13 protein-coding genes, 1 tRNA gene and 1 pseudogene are annotated in these 17,828 nt (G+C 66.6%); 3 read left to right on the top strand and 12 right to left on the bottom strand.

Going from position 1 to position 17,828, the window contains the following annotated elements; genetic code table 11:
- Positions 1-44: 44 nt before the first annotated feature.
- Entirely contained in the window at positions 45-1,055 is a 1,011-nt protein-coding gene (locus tag ACX12D_RS01700; protein ID WP_459372702.1) for a tripartite tricarboxylate transporter substrate binding protein, read from the bottom strand.
- A gap of 184 nt (positions 1,056-1,239) precedes the next feature.
- Between ACX12D_RS01700 and ACX12D_RS01695 the strand changes: the two genes are divergently transcribed.
- Positions 1,240-2,160: a LysR family transcriptional regulator gene (locus tag ACX12D_RS01695; RefSeq protein ID WP_043343209.1), complete on the top strand. Its 921-nt coding sequence runs from the start codon at positions 1,240-1,242 to the stop codon at positions 2,158-2,160.
- A gap of 4 nt (positions 2,161-2,164) precedes the next feature.
- Here ACX12D_RS01695 and chrA read toward each other — a convergent pair whose 3' ends face one another.
- The 6 genes and pseudogenes from chrA to ACX12D_RS01665 all read right to left on the bottom strand — a co-directional run bounded on the left by chrA (position 2,165) and on the right by ACX12D_RS01665 (position 6,688).
- Positions 2,165-3,526, bottom strand: a complete 1,362-nt coding sequence (chrA, locus tag ACX12D_RS01690; protein ID WP_459372701.1) for a chromate efflux transporter — start codon at positions 3,524-3,526, stop codon at positions 2,165-2,167.
- A gap of 479 nt (positions 3,527-4,005) precedes the next feature.
- Positions 4,006-4,200 (bottom strand): annotated as a pseudogene (locus tag ACX12D_RS01685) (flavin reductase family protein); the annotation flags it as partial.
- A 32-nt stretch (positions 4,201-4,232) separates the two neighbouring features.
- Positions 4,233-5,351: a bifunctional nicotinamide-nucleotide adenylyltransferase/Nudix hydroxylase gene (locus tag ACX12D_RS01680; RefSeq protein WP_459372700.1), complete on the bottom strand. Its 1,119-nt coding sequence runs from the start codon at positions 5,349-5,351 to the stop codon at positions 4,233-4,235.
- 22 nt (positions 5,352-5,373) lie between these two features.
- Positions 5,374-5,817: a GNAT family N-acetyltransferase gene (locus ACX12D_RS01675; protein ID WP_459372699.1), complete on the bottom strand. Its 444-nt coding sequence runs from the start codon at positions 5,815-5,817 to the stop codon at positions 5,374-5,376.
- A 257-nt stretch (positions 5,818-6,074) separates the two neighbouring features.
- Positions 6,075-6,149: transfer RNA gene (locus ACX12D_RS01670), tRNA-Cys, on the bottom strand.
- A gap of 119 nt (positions 6,150-6,268) precedes the next feature.
- Positions 6,269-6,688 carry a hotdog fold thioesterase gene (locus ACX12D_RS01665; protein ID WP_459372698.1) on the bottom strand — a complete coding sequence of 140 codons (420 nt, stop codon included), beginning with the start codon at positions 6,686-6,688 and terminating at the stop codon, positions 6,269-6,271.
- A gap of 321 nt (positions 6,689-7,009) precedes the next feature.
- Between ACX12D_RS01665 and ACX12D_RS01660 the strand changes: the two genes are divergently transcribed.
- A complete protein-coding gene (locus ACX12D_RS01660; protein WP_459372697.1) occupies positions 7,010-8,791 on the top strand; it encodes a putative bifunctional diguanylate cyclase/phosphodiesterase in 1,782 nt (593 codons plus the stop codon).
- Between the two features lie 8 nt (positions 8,792-8,799).
- Entirely contained in the window at positions 8,800-10,242 is a 1,443-nt protein-coding gene (locus tag ACX12D_RS01655; protein ID WP_459372695.1) for an HDOD domain-containing protein, read from the top strand.
- Positions 10,243-10,342: 100 nt separating this feature from the next.
- On the opposite strand, the gene ACX12D_RS01650 is transcribed toward ACX12D_RS01655, so the two are convergent.
- The 5 genes from ACX12D_RS01650 to glmU all read right to left on the bottom strand — a co-directional run bounded on the left by ACX12D_RS01650 (position 10,343) and on the right by glmU (position 17,613).
- On the bottom strand, positions 10,343-10,732 hold the full coding sequence (locus ACX12D_RS01650) for a hypothetical protein (RefSeq protein ID WP_459372694.1): 390 nt from the start codon (positions 10,730-10,732) through the stop codon (positions 10,343-10,345).
- A gap of 144 nt (positions 10,733-10,876) precedes the next feature.
- Complete coding sequence (locus ACX12D_RS01645; protein ID WP_459372693.1) at positions 10,877-11,665, bottom strand: response regulator transcription factor; 789 nt, start codon at positions 11,663-11,665, stop codon at positions 10,877-10,879.
- Positions 11,662-13,629 carry a sensor histidine kinase gene (locus ACX12D_RS01640; protein ID WP_459372692.1) on the bottom strand — a complete coding sequence of 656 codons (1,968 nt, stop codon included), beginning with the start codon at positions 13,627-13,629 and terminating at the stop codon, positions 11,662-11,664. Before ACX12D_RS01640 ends, ACX12D_RS01645 begins: the two co-directional genes overlap by 4 nt.
- A gap of 663 nt (positions 13,630-14,292) precedes the next feature.
- Positions 14,293-16,131: a glutamine--fructose-6-phosphate transaminase (isomerizing) gene (gene glmS / locus ACX12D_RS01635; RefSeq protein WP_459372691.1), complete on the bottom strand. Its 1,839-nt coding sequence runs from the start codon at positions 16,129-16,131 to the stop codon at positions 14,293-14,295.
- Between the two features lie 120 nt (positions 16,132-16,251).
- Positions 16,252-17,613: a bifunctional UDP-N-acetylglucosamine diphosphorylase/glucosamine-1-phosphate N-acetyltransferase GlmU gene (gene glmU / locus ACX12D_RS01630; RefSeq protein WP_459372690.1), complete on the bottom strand. Its 1,362-nt coding sequence runs from the start codon at positions 17,611-17,613 to the stop codon at positions 16,252-16,254.
- Positions 17,614-17,828 lie beyond the last annotated feature (215 nt).

Here is a 17,828-nt window from a genome sequence, read left to right as displayed (position 1 = left end):
GAAGTGAGTGGTAATTCAAAAAAGCACAGCGATAGGCACCGCGCTTACTCCGGCGTGATGCCGGCCTGCTTGATCTGCGCGGCCCAGCGCTTGATTTCCTTGTGCAGCATGGTGTCGGCCTGGGACGGGCTCATGGCGAGCGGCTCGAAGCCTTCCTTGAGCAGGCGCGCCTTGATCTCCGGCGCGGCCAGTGCCTGGTTCAGCGTCTGGTTGAGCTTGGCGATCACCTCCTTGGGCGTGCCGGCCGGCGCGCTGACGATGAACCAGGTCTCGAAGGTGTAGTTGGGCAGGCCCGCCTCGGCAATGGTGGGCACATCGGGCAGCAGCGGCGAGCGCTTGGGCCCGGTCACCGCCAGTGCGCGCAGCTTGCCGGCCTGCACCTGCGGCAGCGCGGCGGAGAGCACCGGGAAGCTGAGCTGCACCTGGCCCGCGATGGTATCGACCATGGCCGGACCGCCGCCCTTGTATGGCACGTGCAGGATGGCCGTGCCGGATTCCGACTTGAACAGCTCCGCCGCCATGTGGAAGGTGCTGCCGGTGCCCGCCGAGCCAAAGCTCAGCTGCCCGGGGCGGCTCTTGGCCAGCGCGATCAGTTCCTTCACATTCTTGGCCGGCAGGCTGTTGGTCACCACCAGCACATGCTGCGAAGTGCCCATGGTGCCAACCGACGCCAGGTCGCGCTCGGTGTCGAACGGCAGCCTGGCGAACAGCGACGGATTCACCGCCAGCGCCACGTTGTTGATGGCCAGCGTATAGCCATCGGGCTTGGCCTTGGCGGCCTGGTCCATGCCGATATTGCCCGAGGCGCCCGCGCGGTTGTCCGCCACCACGGGCTGGCCGAGTTGCCGGCCCCACGCTTCGGTGACCAGCCGCGCGGCGATGTCGACGCTGCCGCCCGGGGCGAACGGCACGATCAGGCGAATCGGGCGCGCGGGAAACGTCTCGGCTCGCGCCGCCGCCGGCACGAGCGCAACTGACAAGGCGGCAGCACTCAAGGCGAGCGGCGTCCGGCAGATCCGGCAGATCCGGCGGGCGATGGCGGTAAAGCGGTTCATGTGGGGTCTCCTGGGTGGCAGGCTGGCTGCAAGGGAACGCCCCCGGCGCCGCCGCGCTTATTCAGATTTGAGATGCCAGTTTAACCATTGAACCCACCGCTATAATTTCATCCATAGACTTTCATTCAGTCGCCTAATTCACTAATAATCACTAATAACCACCAATCAGGCCTCGGATCGCATCGTGGACAACTTCTCCGACCTCGCCTTCTTCGTCACCCTGGTCAAGCGCGGCAGCCTGGCCAGCGCGGCCCAGCAGTTCGGCATCACGCCGTCGGCCGCCAGCAAGCGGCTGACGGCGCTGGAGACGCGCCTGGGCGTGCGCCTGCTCAACCGCACCACGCGCCGGCTGAGCGTGACGCAGGAGGGCGAGGCTTACCTGGCGCAGGGCGCGCGCATCCTGGCCGAGCTGGAGGAACTGGAGCAAGGGCTTGGCGGCAGCCGGGTGGCGCCGCGCGGGCTGCTGCGGGTCAATGCCACGCTGGGCTTCGGCAGGCGCCACGTGGCGCCGGCGGTGGGCGCCTTCCTGCTGGCCTGCCCGGAGGTTGAGGTGCAGCTGGAACTCACGGACCGGCCGCTGAACCTGGCCGAGGCGGGCTTCGACGTGGGCATCCGCGTGGGCGATTTGCCCGATGCGCGCCTCGCCGCCCGGCCCATCGCGCACAACCGCCGCCTGCTATGCGCCGCGCCGCGCTACCTGGCCAGCCACGGCGAGCCGGCGTCGCCGCGCGAGCTGCAGCAGCACCGCTGCATTGTGATCCGGGAGAGCGACGCCACCTACGGCACCTGGCACCTGCGCTCGGCCAGCCGCCAGGAAACCGTGAAGGTGCGCGGGCCGGCCAGCACCAACGATGGCGAAGTGGCCCTCGGCTGGGCCTTGCAGGGCCACGGCATCTTGATGCGCTCGGAATGGGAGGTGGCGCCGATGCTCCGCTCCGGGCGGCTGCGCCAGGTGCTGCCCGACTGGGAAACGCCGCCAGCCGATGTGTTCGCCGTATTCCTTACGCGCGACCACCTCACGGCCAAGGTGCGCGCGTTCGTGGATTTTTTGGCGGAACACTTCGCGGCCCACCGCATGGCGGGCGCGCCCTATAGTGGCTGGTAGCCGTTCAGGCCGTGCCGCGCAGGAACACCAGCGCCAGCCCGGCGGCGCCGCAAGCGAGGATGACCGGGATCACCCCGGCCTTGAAGCGGAACAACGCCACCGCCGCGGCCAGTCCGATCAGCGCGCAGGGCCACTCGAAGCGCCCTTGCAGCCCGGCGGGCCACAGCACGTGATAGGCAAAGAACACCGCCAGGTTGACGATCACGCCAACCACCGCCGCCGTGATGGCGGTCAGCGGGGCGGTGAACTTCAGGTTGCCGTGCGTGCTCTCGACGAACGGCCCGCCTAGCAGGATGAACAGGAACGACGGCAGGAAGGTGAAGAAGGTCACCACCGTCGCCGCCGCCACGGCCGACGCCACCACCGCATCGGCGCCGAACACAGCCTGCGTCCAGCCGCCGACGAAGCCGACGAAGGCCACCACCATGATGAGCGGGCCGGGCGTGGTTTCGCCCAGCGCCAGGCCGTCGATCATCTGCGGCGCGCTGAGCCAGTGGTAGTGCGCCACCGCGCCCTGGTTGACATAGGGCAGCACCGCATAGGCACCGCCAAAGGTCATCAGCGCGGCCTTGGTGAAGAACCAGCCCATTTGCGTGAGCGTGCCCTGCCAGCCGTAGCGCCAGGCCAGCGCGCCCAGCGCCAGCCCCCAGATCGCGAGGAACACCGCCAGCACCAGCCCGAAGTGCTTCCAGGTAAAGATCGCATGCGGCGGCGTGGGTGTGTGGTCGTCCAGCAGCGCGGGGCCAAAGCCGGCCTTGCCAGCGCTGTGCCCGCCCCCGCTGGCAAAGCGCGCAGGCGCAAGCCGGCCGCCCGCGTAGCCGATCAAGGCCGCGACCAGCACGATGACCGGGAACGGTAGTTCCAGCGCGAAGATGGCGACGAACGATGCCGCCGCGATCGCCCACAGCCAGCTGTTCTTCAGCGCCCGGGAGCCGATGCGCCACGCCGCCGACATCACGATGGCCGTCACCGCCGGCTTGATGCCGTACAGCACCCCCGCCACCGCCGGCACCTCGCCAAAGCGCATGTAGATCCACGACAGCAGCATCAGGATCAGCAACGACGGCAGCACGAACAGCCCGCCCGCGATCACCCCGCCCCAGGTGCGGTGCATCAGCCAGCCGATGTACGTTGCCAGCTGCTGCGCCTCCGGCCCGGGCAGCACCATGCAGTAGTTAAGCGCGTGCAGGAAACGGCTCTCGGAGATCCAGCGGCGCCGCTCGACCAGGTCCTCGTGCATGATGGCGATCTGCCCCGCCGGGCCGCCAAAGCTGATGAAGCCCAGCTTGAGCCAGTACCAGAATGCCTGGCGCAAGGTGATGGCGGCCGGGGCGGCAGTGTCTGGCGTGGTGGTCGTAGCTTGCATGGGAGCCGATGTGGGAATGGTGGCCAGCGCGGGCTGGGCGCCTAAGAGGCCGTTTCAAAATGAAGCGAAGCGGTTCTGGCTAGGCGCGCGGCCGCAGACAGTACAACTGGTACGGCCAAGGCCGCGCAACGACGCCAGAATCTTTTTGAAACGGCCTCTAAAGATAGCAGAGGCTTGTGTCAGCATGCTGCCAATCACCCATACGGCCGCATGGATGATATGACCCGCGATCATGACGGCGCATGCGATGGGCCGGCGATCGGACTAGATCCGCCGCGCAAACGCTTGAAGCACGGTTGCCAACGCAATAGCCTCCTCCGCCGAGAGCTCCACGGGGTCATCGTGTCTCGCAACCGCCTTGATCTGGATGGACGAATCTTGCTCGATCCAGATCCTTATCGAACCATCGCTTGACTCGAAGTAGTCTTCATCTGACGTCTTATGCACAGCCATTCATCCTTATTGCTAAAGCAGCCGGCTCACATCTCGTCCACCGCGGTGGTCGCCGTCACCACGCCCGCCTCTTTCTCCATCGAGAACCGATCCCGCGTGGTGACGTAGAAGCTGGCCCCGAATCGTCCCACCGGAAAGTAGTTCTGCAGCCGCACGCGCCAGGCCTGCGTATCGATCAGCTCGTCGCGCGCATGCAGCCGCAGCACGCGGCCTATGAAAATCTGGGCGGGCACTGAACCTAGCGGCGATCCGCTCAGCCCGCCGGCTGCGCCTCGCCGTCGAACAGGTGCAGGAAGCGATCGAGGATCAGCAGGTGATCCTCGAACATCTGCCCTTCCAGCGCCAGCAGCTCCTGTTGCGGCACCCAGCGCACCGCGGCCGCGTCATCGGCGGCGGCCACGGGCGGCAGCGCATCGAGCGGCAGGTCGAAGAAGAAAGCGTGGGTCAGCGTGCGCCCGCGCTGGCTGCGCTCGGGATGATCGAACAACGCCTGGTCACGCAAGGATTGCTGCAACGCAGCCTTGGGCAGCCCGAAGCGCGTCTCCTCGTCGAGTTCGCGCAGCACCGCGTCGGCCACGCGCTCGTGCTGGTCCAGGAAACCGCCGGGCAGCGCCCAGGCGCCGCGGCCGGGCTGTCCACCGCGGCGGATCAGCAGCACCTGACCGCAGCAGCGCACCACCGCATCCACGGTCACGAAGACCGGCGGATACGGCGCGGCGGCCCAGCGGCGGCTGTGGTCCTGCAGGAAGCGGTACTCGGCCAGCAAGGTCGCAAACGCTTCGCGCCCGGCGAACTCGCGCAGGAACGCGGCCACCGGCTGCGGCAGCACGCTCTGCAGCCCCTCCAGGCCGCCCTGCTGCTCGAACCATTGCCGGCGCACGTCGGCGGCGTTGAGCTGCCCGAAGCTTGGCTGCGGCACCAGTTCCCAGCCGGGGAAGTCATTCAGGTAGCCCGAAGAGGCATCCTTGAAATGCCCGAACAGGCCAACGCGCGGCGTGCCTTGCGCGCAAGCCTCGATCGCCGCGCCCGCCACGGCGCGCACCGCCGCTGCCCAGCGCGCGCTTTCGTAGTAGTCGCGCACCACCACAAAGCGCAGGTCGGCAACGCGCGCGGCGTCCCATGCCGCGACAGCGCCCTCGATCATCTGGCGGCGCTCGTCCGCGGAAAACGGATTCTTGACGGTGCGGGCGCCGCCGGCGGAACCCAGCACCACGATCACCGTGCTGGCCTGCGCCAGCGCCTGGCGCAGCATGGCGAAGTGACCGTTGTGGAAGGGCTCGAAACGGCCGATATAGACCAGGTAATCGAAGGGGACAGCGCTTGCCGGCTGGATCGGGTCAGTTTGCTTCGTCGGGTTCGTCGGGTTCGTCACGGTCATCGGCACGTCGGGTAGATCATTTCAGCTCGCAACACATGCATAGCGGCAGCGCGCCTTCTTGCTGCCGGAACTCGCGCGACGCGCGCACTTCCGGCGGCAGGCGATCCGCCGAGATCAGCGAGAAGCCGTAGCGGGCAAAGTAGCTGGGGCAACTGGCGCTCAGCAACACGGCGCGCGTGCAGCCGTTGGCGCGGGCGCGCATGAGCAGGGCGGAAACCATATGGGAGGCGATGCCGCGATCGCGATAAGGCGGCAACACCGCCACCGAGCGCACGACCACCGTGTCACCATAGCCTTCGGCGCCGGCGCAACCGACAATGCCGCCGTCGAGCACCGCAATATGGAACAACGCCAGCGAGGGATCGAGATCGTCGCTGGCGAGGCCACATGCTTCAAGGACTTCCGCGATTGCCGGCCAATCGGCCGGTTGTGCGGCGCGGATACGCAGATCTCTTGTCATTGCAATTGTCTCCCCGCCACGCACGATGGCGGAGGTTGTCATGGATGGACTGCGCTGACTTCACACTACATGATTCGCGCGACTTGTTCCAGCGGGGAAAACGGCATAAGCGGCGCCTTATCCACCGAATGAATAAGGCGGGGCCGAGGCAAAATAGCCTGGCGGAAAAGGGAAAGAACAAAGGGAAATGGCAAGGAGCGCGAAGCATCGCGGCGTCCGGCTGCATGGCGCGATCGCCCTGGCCATGACCGCAATACTGGAGGCGGGGGAACGGAATTGAACCGCCGTGTACGGCTTTGCAGACCGTCGCATAACCACTCTGCCACCCCGCCGCTGCCGGGACGCCACGCTTTGGCGCCCGCTTACAGTGCGGGGCGCAGTTTAGCCGGAAATGAAAATCTCTGCACGGGACGCACAGCGGCGCCCGCACGCTTGCCGAAGGCCGGGGTGTTCAGCGCGAAAGAATGGACATGGTGATCCGGGAGACGCAGACCATCTTGCCTTCTTCGTTGCGGATCTCGATGGCCCACACATGGGTGCTGCGGCCGATATGCACCGGCGTGGCGGTGCCGGTGACAAAGCCCGTGCGCGCCGCGCGCACATGGTTGGCATTGATGTCGAGCCCGACACAATATTGGGTCTCGCTATCCAGGCACAGGCTGGCGGCGCAACTGCCCAGCGTCTCTGCCAGCAGCACCGAGGCCCCACCGTGCAGGATGCCATACGGCTGCACGGTGCGGCGGTCCACCGGCATGCGTGCACTGAGCGAAGCCTCGCCAATCTCGGTGAACTCGATGCCCAGTTGCTCGACGGCGGTGTCCTTGTGGCGGGCCTGGAGTTCTTTCAGGGAGGGAGGTGATTTCCACAGCATGCGCGGTCTCCGAATGGGTTGTACCGCATTCTAAAGGCAGCAGTCCGCGGACGTTCGCGGGGCGGCGCGTACCCGGCAATTTCGGGGCGGCCACGCTTTGGCCATCGATGCATCAGACCCCACTGTGCAACGGCGCCACAATCTCTTGCCAGGCAACGCATTCGGGTGATCGCATGTCGCGGTTAAGCGTTAAACTGGCATGCGCAGCATGGGTTACATGCATCTAAAATCACTTTAATGCGCGAGACAGCCAGGCACGGCAGCGCTGGCGGCGCTAGATCACCAGACGCTCAATTCGGCCCGAGTTTCAACCAGAGTTCCATGACGTCGTTTACGTATGACGCAGTTCTAGCGGACGAGCCCCGTGAATGGCCATCCTCCGACCGGAACCCACTGCTATCCGCCGGGGTATCGGCGCGGGATGCCTGGGCATTGCTCGAGGCTTCGGGCGCGCTCGCCCTGCAGATCGATGTCGCGGGCAACATCATCCTGGCAACCGAAGCCTCGGCGCAGTTGCTTGCCTATCCCCGGGAATACCTTCTTAAATCCTCGATCCTGGATGTCGTCTCGTTCGAGCAGCGCGAGCAGCTCGCCGAGCTGCTGCGTGCCTGCGAGCAGGAAGCGCCTTGCAAGACCGGCCGCATCCGCTTCTCCGGCGGCGTCGGCGAAAGCCGCTGGCTGGACCTGCGCGTGTGCCGCCACGCCGACGAAGACGGCAACCCGAGCTTGCTGCTGTTTGGCTACGACGTGACCAACTGGGTCGACAACGAAGCGCGGCTCATCGAGGCGTCCTTTCGCGATCCGCTCACCGGCGTAGGCAACCGCGCCATGGTGCGCGAACGCATTGCCGGGTACTTTGCCGAAGATGGCACGGGAAAGGCGCCATTTGCGCTTGCCCTGATGGACCTCGACGGGTTCAAGAAGGTCAACGACTCGCTCGGCCATGAATTTGGCGACGCCTTGCTCAAGCAAGTCAGCGTGCGGCTGCGCGGGGCGGTTCGCCCGACGGACATGGTCGCGCGGCTGGGCGGCGATGAGTTCGTGCTGCTGCTCGACGGGATCGCGTCGGAAGCGGCCGCCATCGGCATCGTGGAGAAGGTGATCCATGTCTGCAGGCAGCCTTTTCACCTGGCCGGCTGCCAGATCCGCGTCACCACCAGCCTGGGGCTCACCTTCGGCACGCTGGCCCAACAGTCCGAGTCGCAGTTGCTCAAGCGTGCGGACCTGGCCATGTATGACGCCAAGGCGCAGGGCAAGAATCGATACTGCGTCTACACGCCGGAGCTGGAGCATCGGCTGGACGAGCAGTTCCGGATCGAACAGAACATGTTCGAGGCCGTCCAGAACGGCGAGTTCCTGCTCCACTACCAGCCGATCGTGTGGCCCGGCACCGGCAAGGTCTGCGCGGTCGAGGCGCTGATGCGGTGGCAACACCCGACGGGGTCCGTGCCGCCGGGCGTGTTTATCCCGGTTGCGGAGCATAACGGCCTCATCAACCATCTCGGGGCGTGGGCGCTGCGTTGCGCCTGCGCGCAACTGGCAAGCTGGGATGCGCTCGGGCTGGACGTGGGATACATATCGGTCAATGTCTCTCCGGTCCAGTTCAGGCACCCCGGCTTCGCGGACAGCGTCAGGCGGGCCATCAGGGATGCCGGCGTCAGCTCGCACCGCCTGGTCCTGGAGATCACGGAAGGCGCGCTGATGACCGACCCCGAGGCGGCGCAAGACTTGCTGACGGAGTTGCGCGAACTGGGCGTGCGGTTCGCGGTCGACGACTTCGGCACGGGGTACTCGAGCTTGTCCTACCTGCGCCGCTTCCCGCTCTCGGCGCTGAAGATCGACCAGAGCTTCGTGGCCGACATGATGGACTCCCCGCATGCGCGGACCATCGTGTTTGCCGTGTTGTCGCTCGCGCGGGAACTCGGGCTGGTGGCCATCGCCGAAGGCGTGGAGTCGGACGAGCAAAGCCAGTTGCTGGCCGAGCAAGGCTGTGAGCTGGTGCAGGGCTGGCGCTATGCAAAGGCAATGAGCCCGGCCCAGTTCGTGGACCTGGCGCAAGCCGGCACGCTGCAGCTTGGCAATGCCCAAGTGTTCTCGAAGTAGACGCCGCCATGTCAAACCATTCAAGCAATACGTTCTTCGAGACGCTATGGAGCCGCATGGCGCAGCAAGGGGATTTCCCCACGCTGCAGTTCTGCATCGACAACGTTTTCAAGACGCTCAACAGCGACACCAGCGTCGGCGAGATGGCCGCCGGCGTGCTCTCCGATTTCAGCTTGTCGCAGAAGGTCATACGCCTGGCCAACTCCGCCATGTATCGCTCGTTCGGGGGCGAAGTCACGACGGTGTCGCGCGCCATCCTGGTCCTGGGGGTCGAAGCGATCAGCCACCTCACGCTCGGGGTCCAGTTGCTGGACTATTTCTCCGGGGTGGCCATCAACCGGCCGCAGGCTTCCACTGAACTGAAGCAGGCCCTGATCGCCGGCGAGTTCACGCGCGCGCTCAGCAACGCCCAAGGCATCAGGCAGGCGGAAGAAGCCGTGGTCTGCACGTTGATGCACCACATGAGCCGCCTGCTTCTGGTCTTCTACTTTGCCGAGGAGTGGGAACAGGTCCAGGCCATATGCAAGGGCGACTCCGCCAAGGAAAGCGAAGCGTGCCAGCAAGTGCTGGGCGTCACCCTCGAAGACATCGCGGCAGCGGCGGCGATCAAATGGAGGCTGCCCAGCCTGATCGCAACATCGATGCTCTGCCAGCGCTTCGACGCGGATTCGGTGCTGGAATCCCACGCCGGCTGGCTGGGCGCGATTGCCAACATCTCCTCCCGGGCCGCCACGCTGGTGGCAAGGGATGCGCCGCGGGAAGAGGTCCAGGCCTTGCTGCTGGATCACGCCGAGGCACTTGGCCTGCAAGCAGGTGCGGTGGAAGGCGCGGTCCTGCAGGCCCTGGCACTCAATGTCTCCATGACCAATGCGGAGTCACCCGGGACGGCCGAGGCGACCCCCGCCCTGAATGCCGGCAAGCCGAAGGATGCCCTCAAGCGCCTTCGGCAAAGCCTGCAGGAAGTACAGCGCGAGGGCGGCGAGCTGCCGGTCTCCGAGCTGGCGCCGCTGGTGCTCGAATCGGCCATGCAGGCGCTGAACTTCTCGCATTGCTTCCTCATGCTGCTCAACCCCATGGCGAAGCGTTTTGGCGCACGGGTTGGATTTGGCGAGGGCATGCGCGAGAAGATGGAAGCCCTGTCCTTCGAAGAAGGCTTCGTCCCCGATATCTTTCACTTCGCCGCCATCGGCAACAAGCCGCTGCTGTTCGAGGACTCCTTTGACAAAGAGGTGGCGCACCGCGTGCCCCGCTGGTATCGGGAACAGATGCCCGATGCCCGCTCCATCCTGCTGGCGCCCGTGATGATCAAGAATCGCTGCGTCGCCATGATCTGCGGAGACTGGGGCCCGACAGCCTGCACGGGCGGGCTGTCCGATGGAGAGATGGAAGCCATCAGCCTGCTGACGCAGGAGATCTCGGCGAGCTTCCTCAGGTCTGCCGAGCTCCGGTAGGCGCGGTGCTGGTCACCGGCATTACGCCCCCTGGACGATGACAAGGCCCTTTACCAGGCCAGGGCCGCAGGCAGGAACTGCGTGGCGAGCCAGGACTGATCTAGTCCGAGCCCTGCGCCGGGCCGGCGGCAAGCGGCCCGGCTGCCCCGGCTCTCGCCTTCGCGCGATTCCACGCATTGCCAATGGCAAGCCCGGCAGAGGTCGGGACATACATGCTGGAGTCCTCGGCCGTACTGCCGTCGTACTGCAGTAAGCCTGAATCCATCATCTTGCGGATCTGCCAGCGGTGAACGACCTCGTCGTTGCCTTGCGCGCCAGGTTCCACCAGCACGACGCTTGGCAAGAGCCTGCCCCAGGGATCGCGAGCAATGCGCAGGACCGCCCCGTTGGCCACTCTTCCCAATAGCTCGCTCTGCCTCATTCTTGCTCCACGCTTCTTTTGCTTCCTTTGCTTCTTCTGCTTTTTCTTCTTGCCAGGTACGGCGGGCATCAAGGCGTCCCGAGCGGCGGACGATTCCCTTAAGCCAGCCCCCTGACGGGGGGTGAGGATACAAAAATCCGCGCCGGCAAAGCTCACAAATACTCACAAAGACGCACAAGCACGCAGAAGCTCAAAAACGCTCGCCGGCCGGCGCTATCCCTCAGCCTGGTCCTGCCAGCGCTGCGCCAGCAGGTAGCCGACGCCACGCACCGTGCGGATCGCCGGGCCATGCGGCCAAGCCTGCGAGAGCTTTCCGCGCAGCCGGCTGATGGCGACCTCTAGCCGGTGCTCGTCGAAGTCAAGGTAGTTGCCGCCCAGCGCTTCCACCAATTGGCGGCGGCCGGCGGGATCGGGCGCGCTGCGCCGCAAGGCCTGCAGCAGCTGGCCTTCCATGCGCGTGAGCAGGAGCGGGTTGCCATCCGGCGTGATGGCCATGAGACGGCGCGCATCGAGGCACCAGGCTGGCGCGGGCGCACCGGCCAGCGGCGGCAAAGGAAGGTCAGGCGTCGCGGGGCCGAGGCGGCGCAGCAGGTTGGCGATCACCAGCAGCAGCTCTTCCGTGCACGCCGGCTTGACGAGATAGCCATCGGCGCCGCCGCGCAGCCCGGCGAGCCGGTGGTGGGCCATGCCGCGCGCGGTCAGCATGACGATGCCCAAGTCGGGCCGGGTCCGGCGCAGGCGCTCGCAGATCGACAACCCGTCCTCATCCGGAAGGCCCAGGTCCAGTATCAGCAGCCGGCACGGCTGGCTGGCCAGGTGCGCGTCCAGCGCCGCTGCATTGGCCAGGCTCGCGACGGCATAGCCGGCGTGGGTCAAGTGAAAGGCCAGCTCCGTGCGCAGGCGCTCGTTGTCCTCGACCAGCGCGATGGGAACCCCTTTGGGCATCCCGGTCGGGGCGGCATCGGAAGCAGCGAGGGCGGCAAGCACGGCGGCGACAGTCATGCGGCCTCCGGCAGCCACGCCACGAAGCAGGCCCCCTCGCGCCAGTCCGGATCGCAGCGCAGGGTCCCGCCATGCAGCTCCATGATCTTGCGCGCCAGCGGCAGGCCCAGCCCTAGGCCGGGCTGGTCGGCAATCTCGCCGAGCCGGTGGAATTTCTCGAAGATCACGTCTTCCTTGCCCAAGGGCACGCCGGGCCCCTGGTCCCGAATGCGCCAGGCCACGCCGCGCACACCCTCGCGCATGCCAGCGGCGATGTCGATCAGGATGCGGCTCGCCGGGTACGCGTATTTGAGCGCGTTGTCGAGCAGGTTGAGCAAGGCGAAGTGCAGCAGGCGGACATCGCCATCGAGCTGGGGCAACCCGGCCCCGGCCTCCAGGGATACCCGGGCCGCCGCTTGCGGCTCGAGCGACGCGAGCACGTCCCGGCTGAGTTCGGCGAAGCCAAACGGCGCGGAGTCGAGCTGCTGTTCGCCGGGCACCAGCCGCTCGCGCGCCTCGGCCAGCTCCATCAGGAGCTTCAGCCGCCGAACGGCCAGCTGGATGCTCTGGTAGCGGCTCTCGCGCTGCGCGCGGTCGCCGCCGATGTCATCGAGCAGGCGCAGGCTATAGGCCGCGGCATCGATCACTGCCACCGGCGTGCGGACCTCATGCGTCATCATCGCGAGCAAACGGCTTTGCTCCTCGAACGCACGCCGCTCGCGCAGGGAAGACGCCATCGCCTCGCGGGCCTGCTGCCGCTCCCGTTTGCGCTCGTTTTCGGCTTCGCGCACGCGCACCACAATGGTCAGGTGCAGCGCCAGCATCAGCGCCAGGTCGAGCAGGCGTACGTTTTGCGTGGTGATGGGGCTCAGCGGCAACAGGCCGAACGCGCCAAGGCAGCCAGGCAGGACGATGAGGCAGTACAGCGATAGTGAAGCCGCGACCAGCCGTCCGGAAGCCCCTCCGGTGCGCCACAGGTAAAGATAGACCGGAATCGAGAGCAATTGCCCCAGCAACACCCCGGTATAGAGCACGGAAACCGCGGTACCGTAGTGATCGCTCGATGACGACAAGGCGACCACCAGGCCCGTCAGCATGAGGCCCTGGTGATAGCGCAGCAGGCGCGGCGCGCGCTCGCGCAACGGCAGCAGGCAGATCACGAACAGGCTGGCGCACGCCCATTGAAGCCCCACCAGGGCCTTGGCGGCCAATAGCGGCACGGTAGCATCGTGCGGAAAGAGAAACTGGCTGGCCAGTCCGTCAGCGGCAAACCAGCGCAGGGTAGCCACGGCCACCAGCAAGGAAAAAGCCGCGTAGAGCGCGCGCCGGGTCAGCAGCCAGCCGGCCAGGTAGAAGAGCACCGCCGTGGCCATGAAACCCAGGTGCATGCCATAGCCGATATTGGCGGCCGCGCTTGCCGCGCGCAGCGCCGACCCATGCCACAGCCGCAACGCCACCGCCATGGTGCCGGTGGTCCGGATGCGCAGGTAGAGCACATCGCCCAACTGCGGCTGCGCAAGCCGGAAGGCCAGGTTGCGATCACGCCCACCGGAGCCGTCGCGGGCGTCGAAGGGCGGCGCGTTGCCGCTGCGGCGCTCCACCCAGGCGCCGTTCGCTGTTGCCTGGTACAGGCGCACATCGTCAAGCGCCCCCGGCCAGATCTCCAGCCAGCGCTCGCCACCCTGGGCCGCCGCGGACAGCACCACCTTGAGCCAGACCACGTCATGGGTAAAACCCTCGTTCAGGCCACCGCGCAATGGCTGGAATCCATCGGCACGCGCGGCAACCTGCGCGATCGCGAGCCGCCCGCCCGGATCGCGCAACCAGGACACGTCGGGGTCTTGCAGGGGCAGCGGGCCGGCATCGGAGGCCCAGGCCCGCGCCATCAGCAGCCAGGCCAGCATGCCGATGAGAGCGGCCACATGCAGGCGGCGGGCCAGCATGACGCCAGCGCCATGGTGCCAGGGCGGGTTGGCGGCGCTCATGCGGCAAAACCAGGTTGCCGGATCACAGGACCGATCCTGCGGTACCGCGTGGCGCATGACCGTGACCGCCCGCTGCCGGGATGCTGGAACAGCAAGAATGGCGAGAATTGCGAGAGTGGCGAGAGTGGCGAGGCTGCAGGCGCGTGACGCCGCCAACTGGACACGCCAGCCATTCTGGGTGGCTGAGGAGCCGCCCGGCAAGCCAATCTTCAGTCATTCCCGAGGCAAGGTGTGCGGCGGGACTCCTAGAGCACCTGGTCCGCATTATCGTATTTGTCTTTTATCTTTTTATCGTTTTGTCTTCTTCCCGCCGATCTGGTGATCTGGTGATCTGGATCTGCAGGAGGCCCGGTGCCGGGCACGCCTTCGGCAAGAACACAGCCGTGCGGGATTTTTGGCTATTGGCCGGGATTATTCAAGTCAGCCAAACGGACGAGGCGAACCGGCGGCGTTAGCCGATAGCGAAGTAGGCAACTCACCGATAGCGGGCAGCGAGCCAAAAGGCCATGCTGAAACCAGCATTGGCGCGGAACCGGCCGCCTGGCCGCGCGCCCACCACCGGCAACTGGCATGCATACGCGCTTACCCATGCCGGCCATGCCGCACGGCCGGCCAGACGTTCCTGGCCATACCGTGCGGCGCGGCTTGCAGCTATCGCTTGCGTTACTCCACCGTGACCGACTTGGCCAGGTTACGCGGCTTGTCCACGTCGGTGCCGCGCGCGCAGGCGGTATGGTAGGCCAGCAGTTGCAGCGGCACCACGTGCAGGATCGGCGACAGGTCGCCGTAGTGCTCGGGCAGGCGGATCACCTGGATGCCTTCGGTGGAATGGATATGGGTGTCGCTGTCGGCGAACACATAGAGACGGCCGCCGCGGGCACGCACTTCCTGGATGTTGGACTTGAGCTTCTCCAGCAGCGCGTCGTTGGGCGCCACCGTGACCACCGGCATGGCCTCGGTCACCAGCGCCAGCGGGCCGTGCTTGAGCTCGCCGGCCGGATAGGCTTCGGCGTGGATGTACGAGATTTCCTTGAGCTTGAGCGCGCCTTCCAGGGCGATCGGGTAATGCAGGCCACGGCCCAGGAACAGCGCATTCTCGCGGCGGGCAAAGTCCTCGGACCAGGAGATGATCTGCGGCTCCAGCGCCAGCACGCCGTGCAGGGCCACGGGCAGGTGGCGCAGGTTGGTCAGCGCGGCGGCTTCCGCCTCGGCCGTGAGCCTGCCGCGTACCTTGGCCAGCGCCAGGGTCAGCATGTACAGCGCGGCGAGCTGGGTGGTGAAGGCCTTGGTCGACGCGACGCCGATCTCGGTGCCGGCACGCGTCAGGAAGCGCAGCGTGGTCTCGCGCACCATGGCGCTGGTGGACACGTTGCACACAGCCAGGGTATGCGTGTGGCCCAGCGACTTGGCGTGGCGCAGTGCAGCCATGGTATCGGCGGTCTCGCCAGACTGCGAGATCACCACCACCAGCGCGCGCGGGTTGGGCACGGTTTCGCGGTAGCGGTACTCGCTGGCCACCTCGACCTGGGTCGGGATCTTGGCCACGGATTCGAGCCAGTACTTGGCGGTGCAGCCCGAGTAATAGCTGGTGCCGCAAGCCAGGATCAGCACGCTGTCGATCTCGCTGAACACGCTCTGGGCGGTCTCGCCGAACAGTTCCGGCGTAATGGCGTCGATGCCTTCCAGCGTATCGCCGAGCGCGCGCGGCTGCTCGAAGATTTCCTTCTGCATGAAGTGGCGGTACGGGCCCAGCTCCACCGCCGCGGCGTGCGTCTCGACCACGCGCACTTCGCGCTCGACCAGGTGGTCGTGCACGTCGCGGATGGTGGCGCCTTCGCGGGTGAGTTCCACCACGTCGCCTTCTTCCAGGTAGATGATGCGGTTGGCGGTACCCGCCACGGCCAGCGCGTCGGAAGCCAGGAAGGATTCGTTGTCGCCCAGCGCCACCACCAGCGGCGAGCCGGCGCGGGCGCCGACCACGCGTTCCGGATGGTCCTTGGAGAACACGGCGATGGCGTAGGCGCCGTGCAGGCGCTTGGTCACGGCACGCACCGAGGCGAACAGGTCGCCGCGCGTGGCGCTGCTCGGGTAGGTGTAGACCTGATGGATCAGGTGGGCCACCACTTCGGTGTCGGTCTGCGACTCGAAACCGTAGCCGGCGGCGCGCAGCTCCTCGCGCAGCGGCTCGTAGTTCTCGATGATGCCGTTGTGCACCAGCGCGATGGACTCGCCCGAGAAATGCGGGTGAGCGTTGGTGGTGTCGGGCTTGCCGTGCGTGGCCCAGCGCGTATGCGCCACGCCGGTCATGCCGGCCAGGCCGGACGCGCGGGTCTGCTCGTCCAGGTCGGCCACGCGCGAGACCGTGCGTGCGCGCTCGAGCGCGTTGTCGCGCACTACCGCCACGCCGCAGGAATCATAGCCACGGTACTCGAGGCGACGCAGTCCTTCGATCAGGACCGGAACAATATTGCGCGAGGAAACCGCGCCGACGATGCCACACATATTCTTCTCCCACAGAGCACGGACACGGCCGCACCGGATGATTGGCGCGAGGACGGCGCTGCCGTCTCCCGCGAGTTGCCATTGCCGCCCGGCCGTATCCCGGCCGGGTGGTGGCGGGATTTATTTCTTGGCTTGCTTGAGCGGGCGCTGCCACGCGTCGAGCGTCATCTGCTTGGAGCGCGACAGCGTCAGCTTGTCGGCCGCCGCATCCTTGGTCAACGTGGTGCCGGCGCCAATGGTGGCACCGCGGCGCACGGTCACCGGCGCGACCAGCTGCGTGTCGGAACCGATAAAGACATCGTCCTCGATGACGGTGCGGTACTTGTTCGCGCCATCGTAGTTGCAGGTGATGGTGCCCGCGCCGATGTTGACGCGCGAGCCGACCGTGGCGTCGCCCACGTAGGCAAGGTGGTTGGCCTTGCTGTGCGCGGCGATCTGGCTGTTCTTGACCTCGACGAAGTTGCCGATGTGCACATCCTCGCCCAGCACCGTGCCGGGACGCAGGCGCGCGTACGGGCCGATGCGGCCGGCCGAGCCAACGCTGGCATCCTCGAAATGGCAGAACGGCTGCACCCGCGCGCCGGCGCCCACGGTGCTGTTGCGCAGCACGCAGTTGGCGCCGATATGGGCGCCGTCTTCCAGGTGCACGCGGCCTTCGAACACGCAGTTCACGTCGATGGTGACGTCGCGCCCGCAGGTAAGCTCGCCGCGGATATCGATGCGCGCCGGATCCAGCAGCGTCACGCCGGCTTCAAGCAGGCGCTGCGCCAGGTTGCGCTGATGGATGCGCTCCAGCTCGGCGAGCTGCACCTTGCTGTTCACGCCCAGCGTTTCCCACAGCGCATCGGGCTGCGCGGAAACCACTTCCATGCCGTCCGCCACCGCGCGCTCGACGGCGTCGGTCAGGTAATACTCGCCCTGGGCGTTGTCGTTGCGCAGCGTGGACAGCCAGCGGCGCAGGGGGCCGGTAGGCGCCAGGATGATGCCGGTGTTGATTTCACGGATGGCGCGCTGCGGCTCGCTGGCATCCTTTTGCTCAACGATGCGCACGATCTTGCCCGCCTCGCGCACGATGCGGCCATAGCCGGTGGGGTCCTCCATCTCGACCGTCAGGATGCCGAAGCGCTCGCTGCCGGCCGCGGCCACCAGGCGCTGCAGCGTGGCGGCTTCGGTCAGAGGCACATCGCCGTACAGCACCAGCGTAGGCTGGCTGTCGTCGAGCAGCGGGAGCGCCTGCGCCACGGCATGGCCGGTGCCAAGCTGCTCGGCCTGCAGGGCGAAGGCAACGTCTGGCGCGCCAACCGCCTCGCGCACGCGGTCGGCGCCATGCCCAACCACCACCACGAGCCGGGTCGGCAACAATTTTCGTGCCGTTTCAATCACATGAGCAAGCAGCGGCCGGCCAGCGAGAGGATGCAGGACCTTGGGCAGCGCGGAGTTCATCCGCTTGCCCATTCCTGCAGCGAGAATGACGATATTCACAAGGAGGGTCCTAAGTGAGTGTGTCCAGCAAACAGTATGAATCACCCCCTCGGCAAGCCCGGGGGCCGGCAGCGCTGGCCAGGGTCCTGGCCCGGACCCCGAAACCGGTGGCAAAGCCAGCAACGGTTGGGAATCGCGGGTACGATCAGCTGCCAAAACGCGCGGAAAAGGATTCTATCATGGGGGTTTTGCGCCGTTTGACCGCCAATCCCTTC

Source organism: Cupriavidus sp. PET2-C1, from assembly GCF_054515855.1.
Note: the sequence above shows the minus strand (reverse complement) of the source record. Positions and strands in the feature narration are given on the sequence as shown.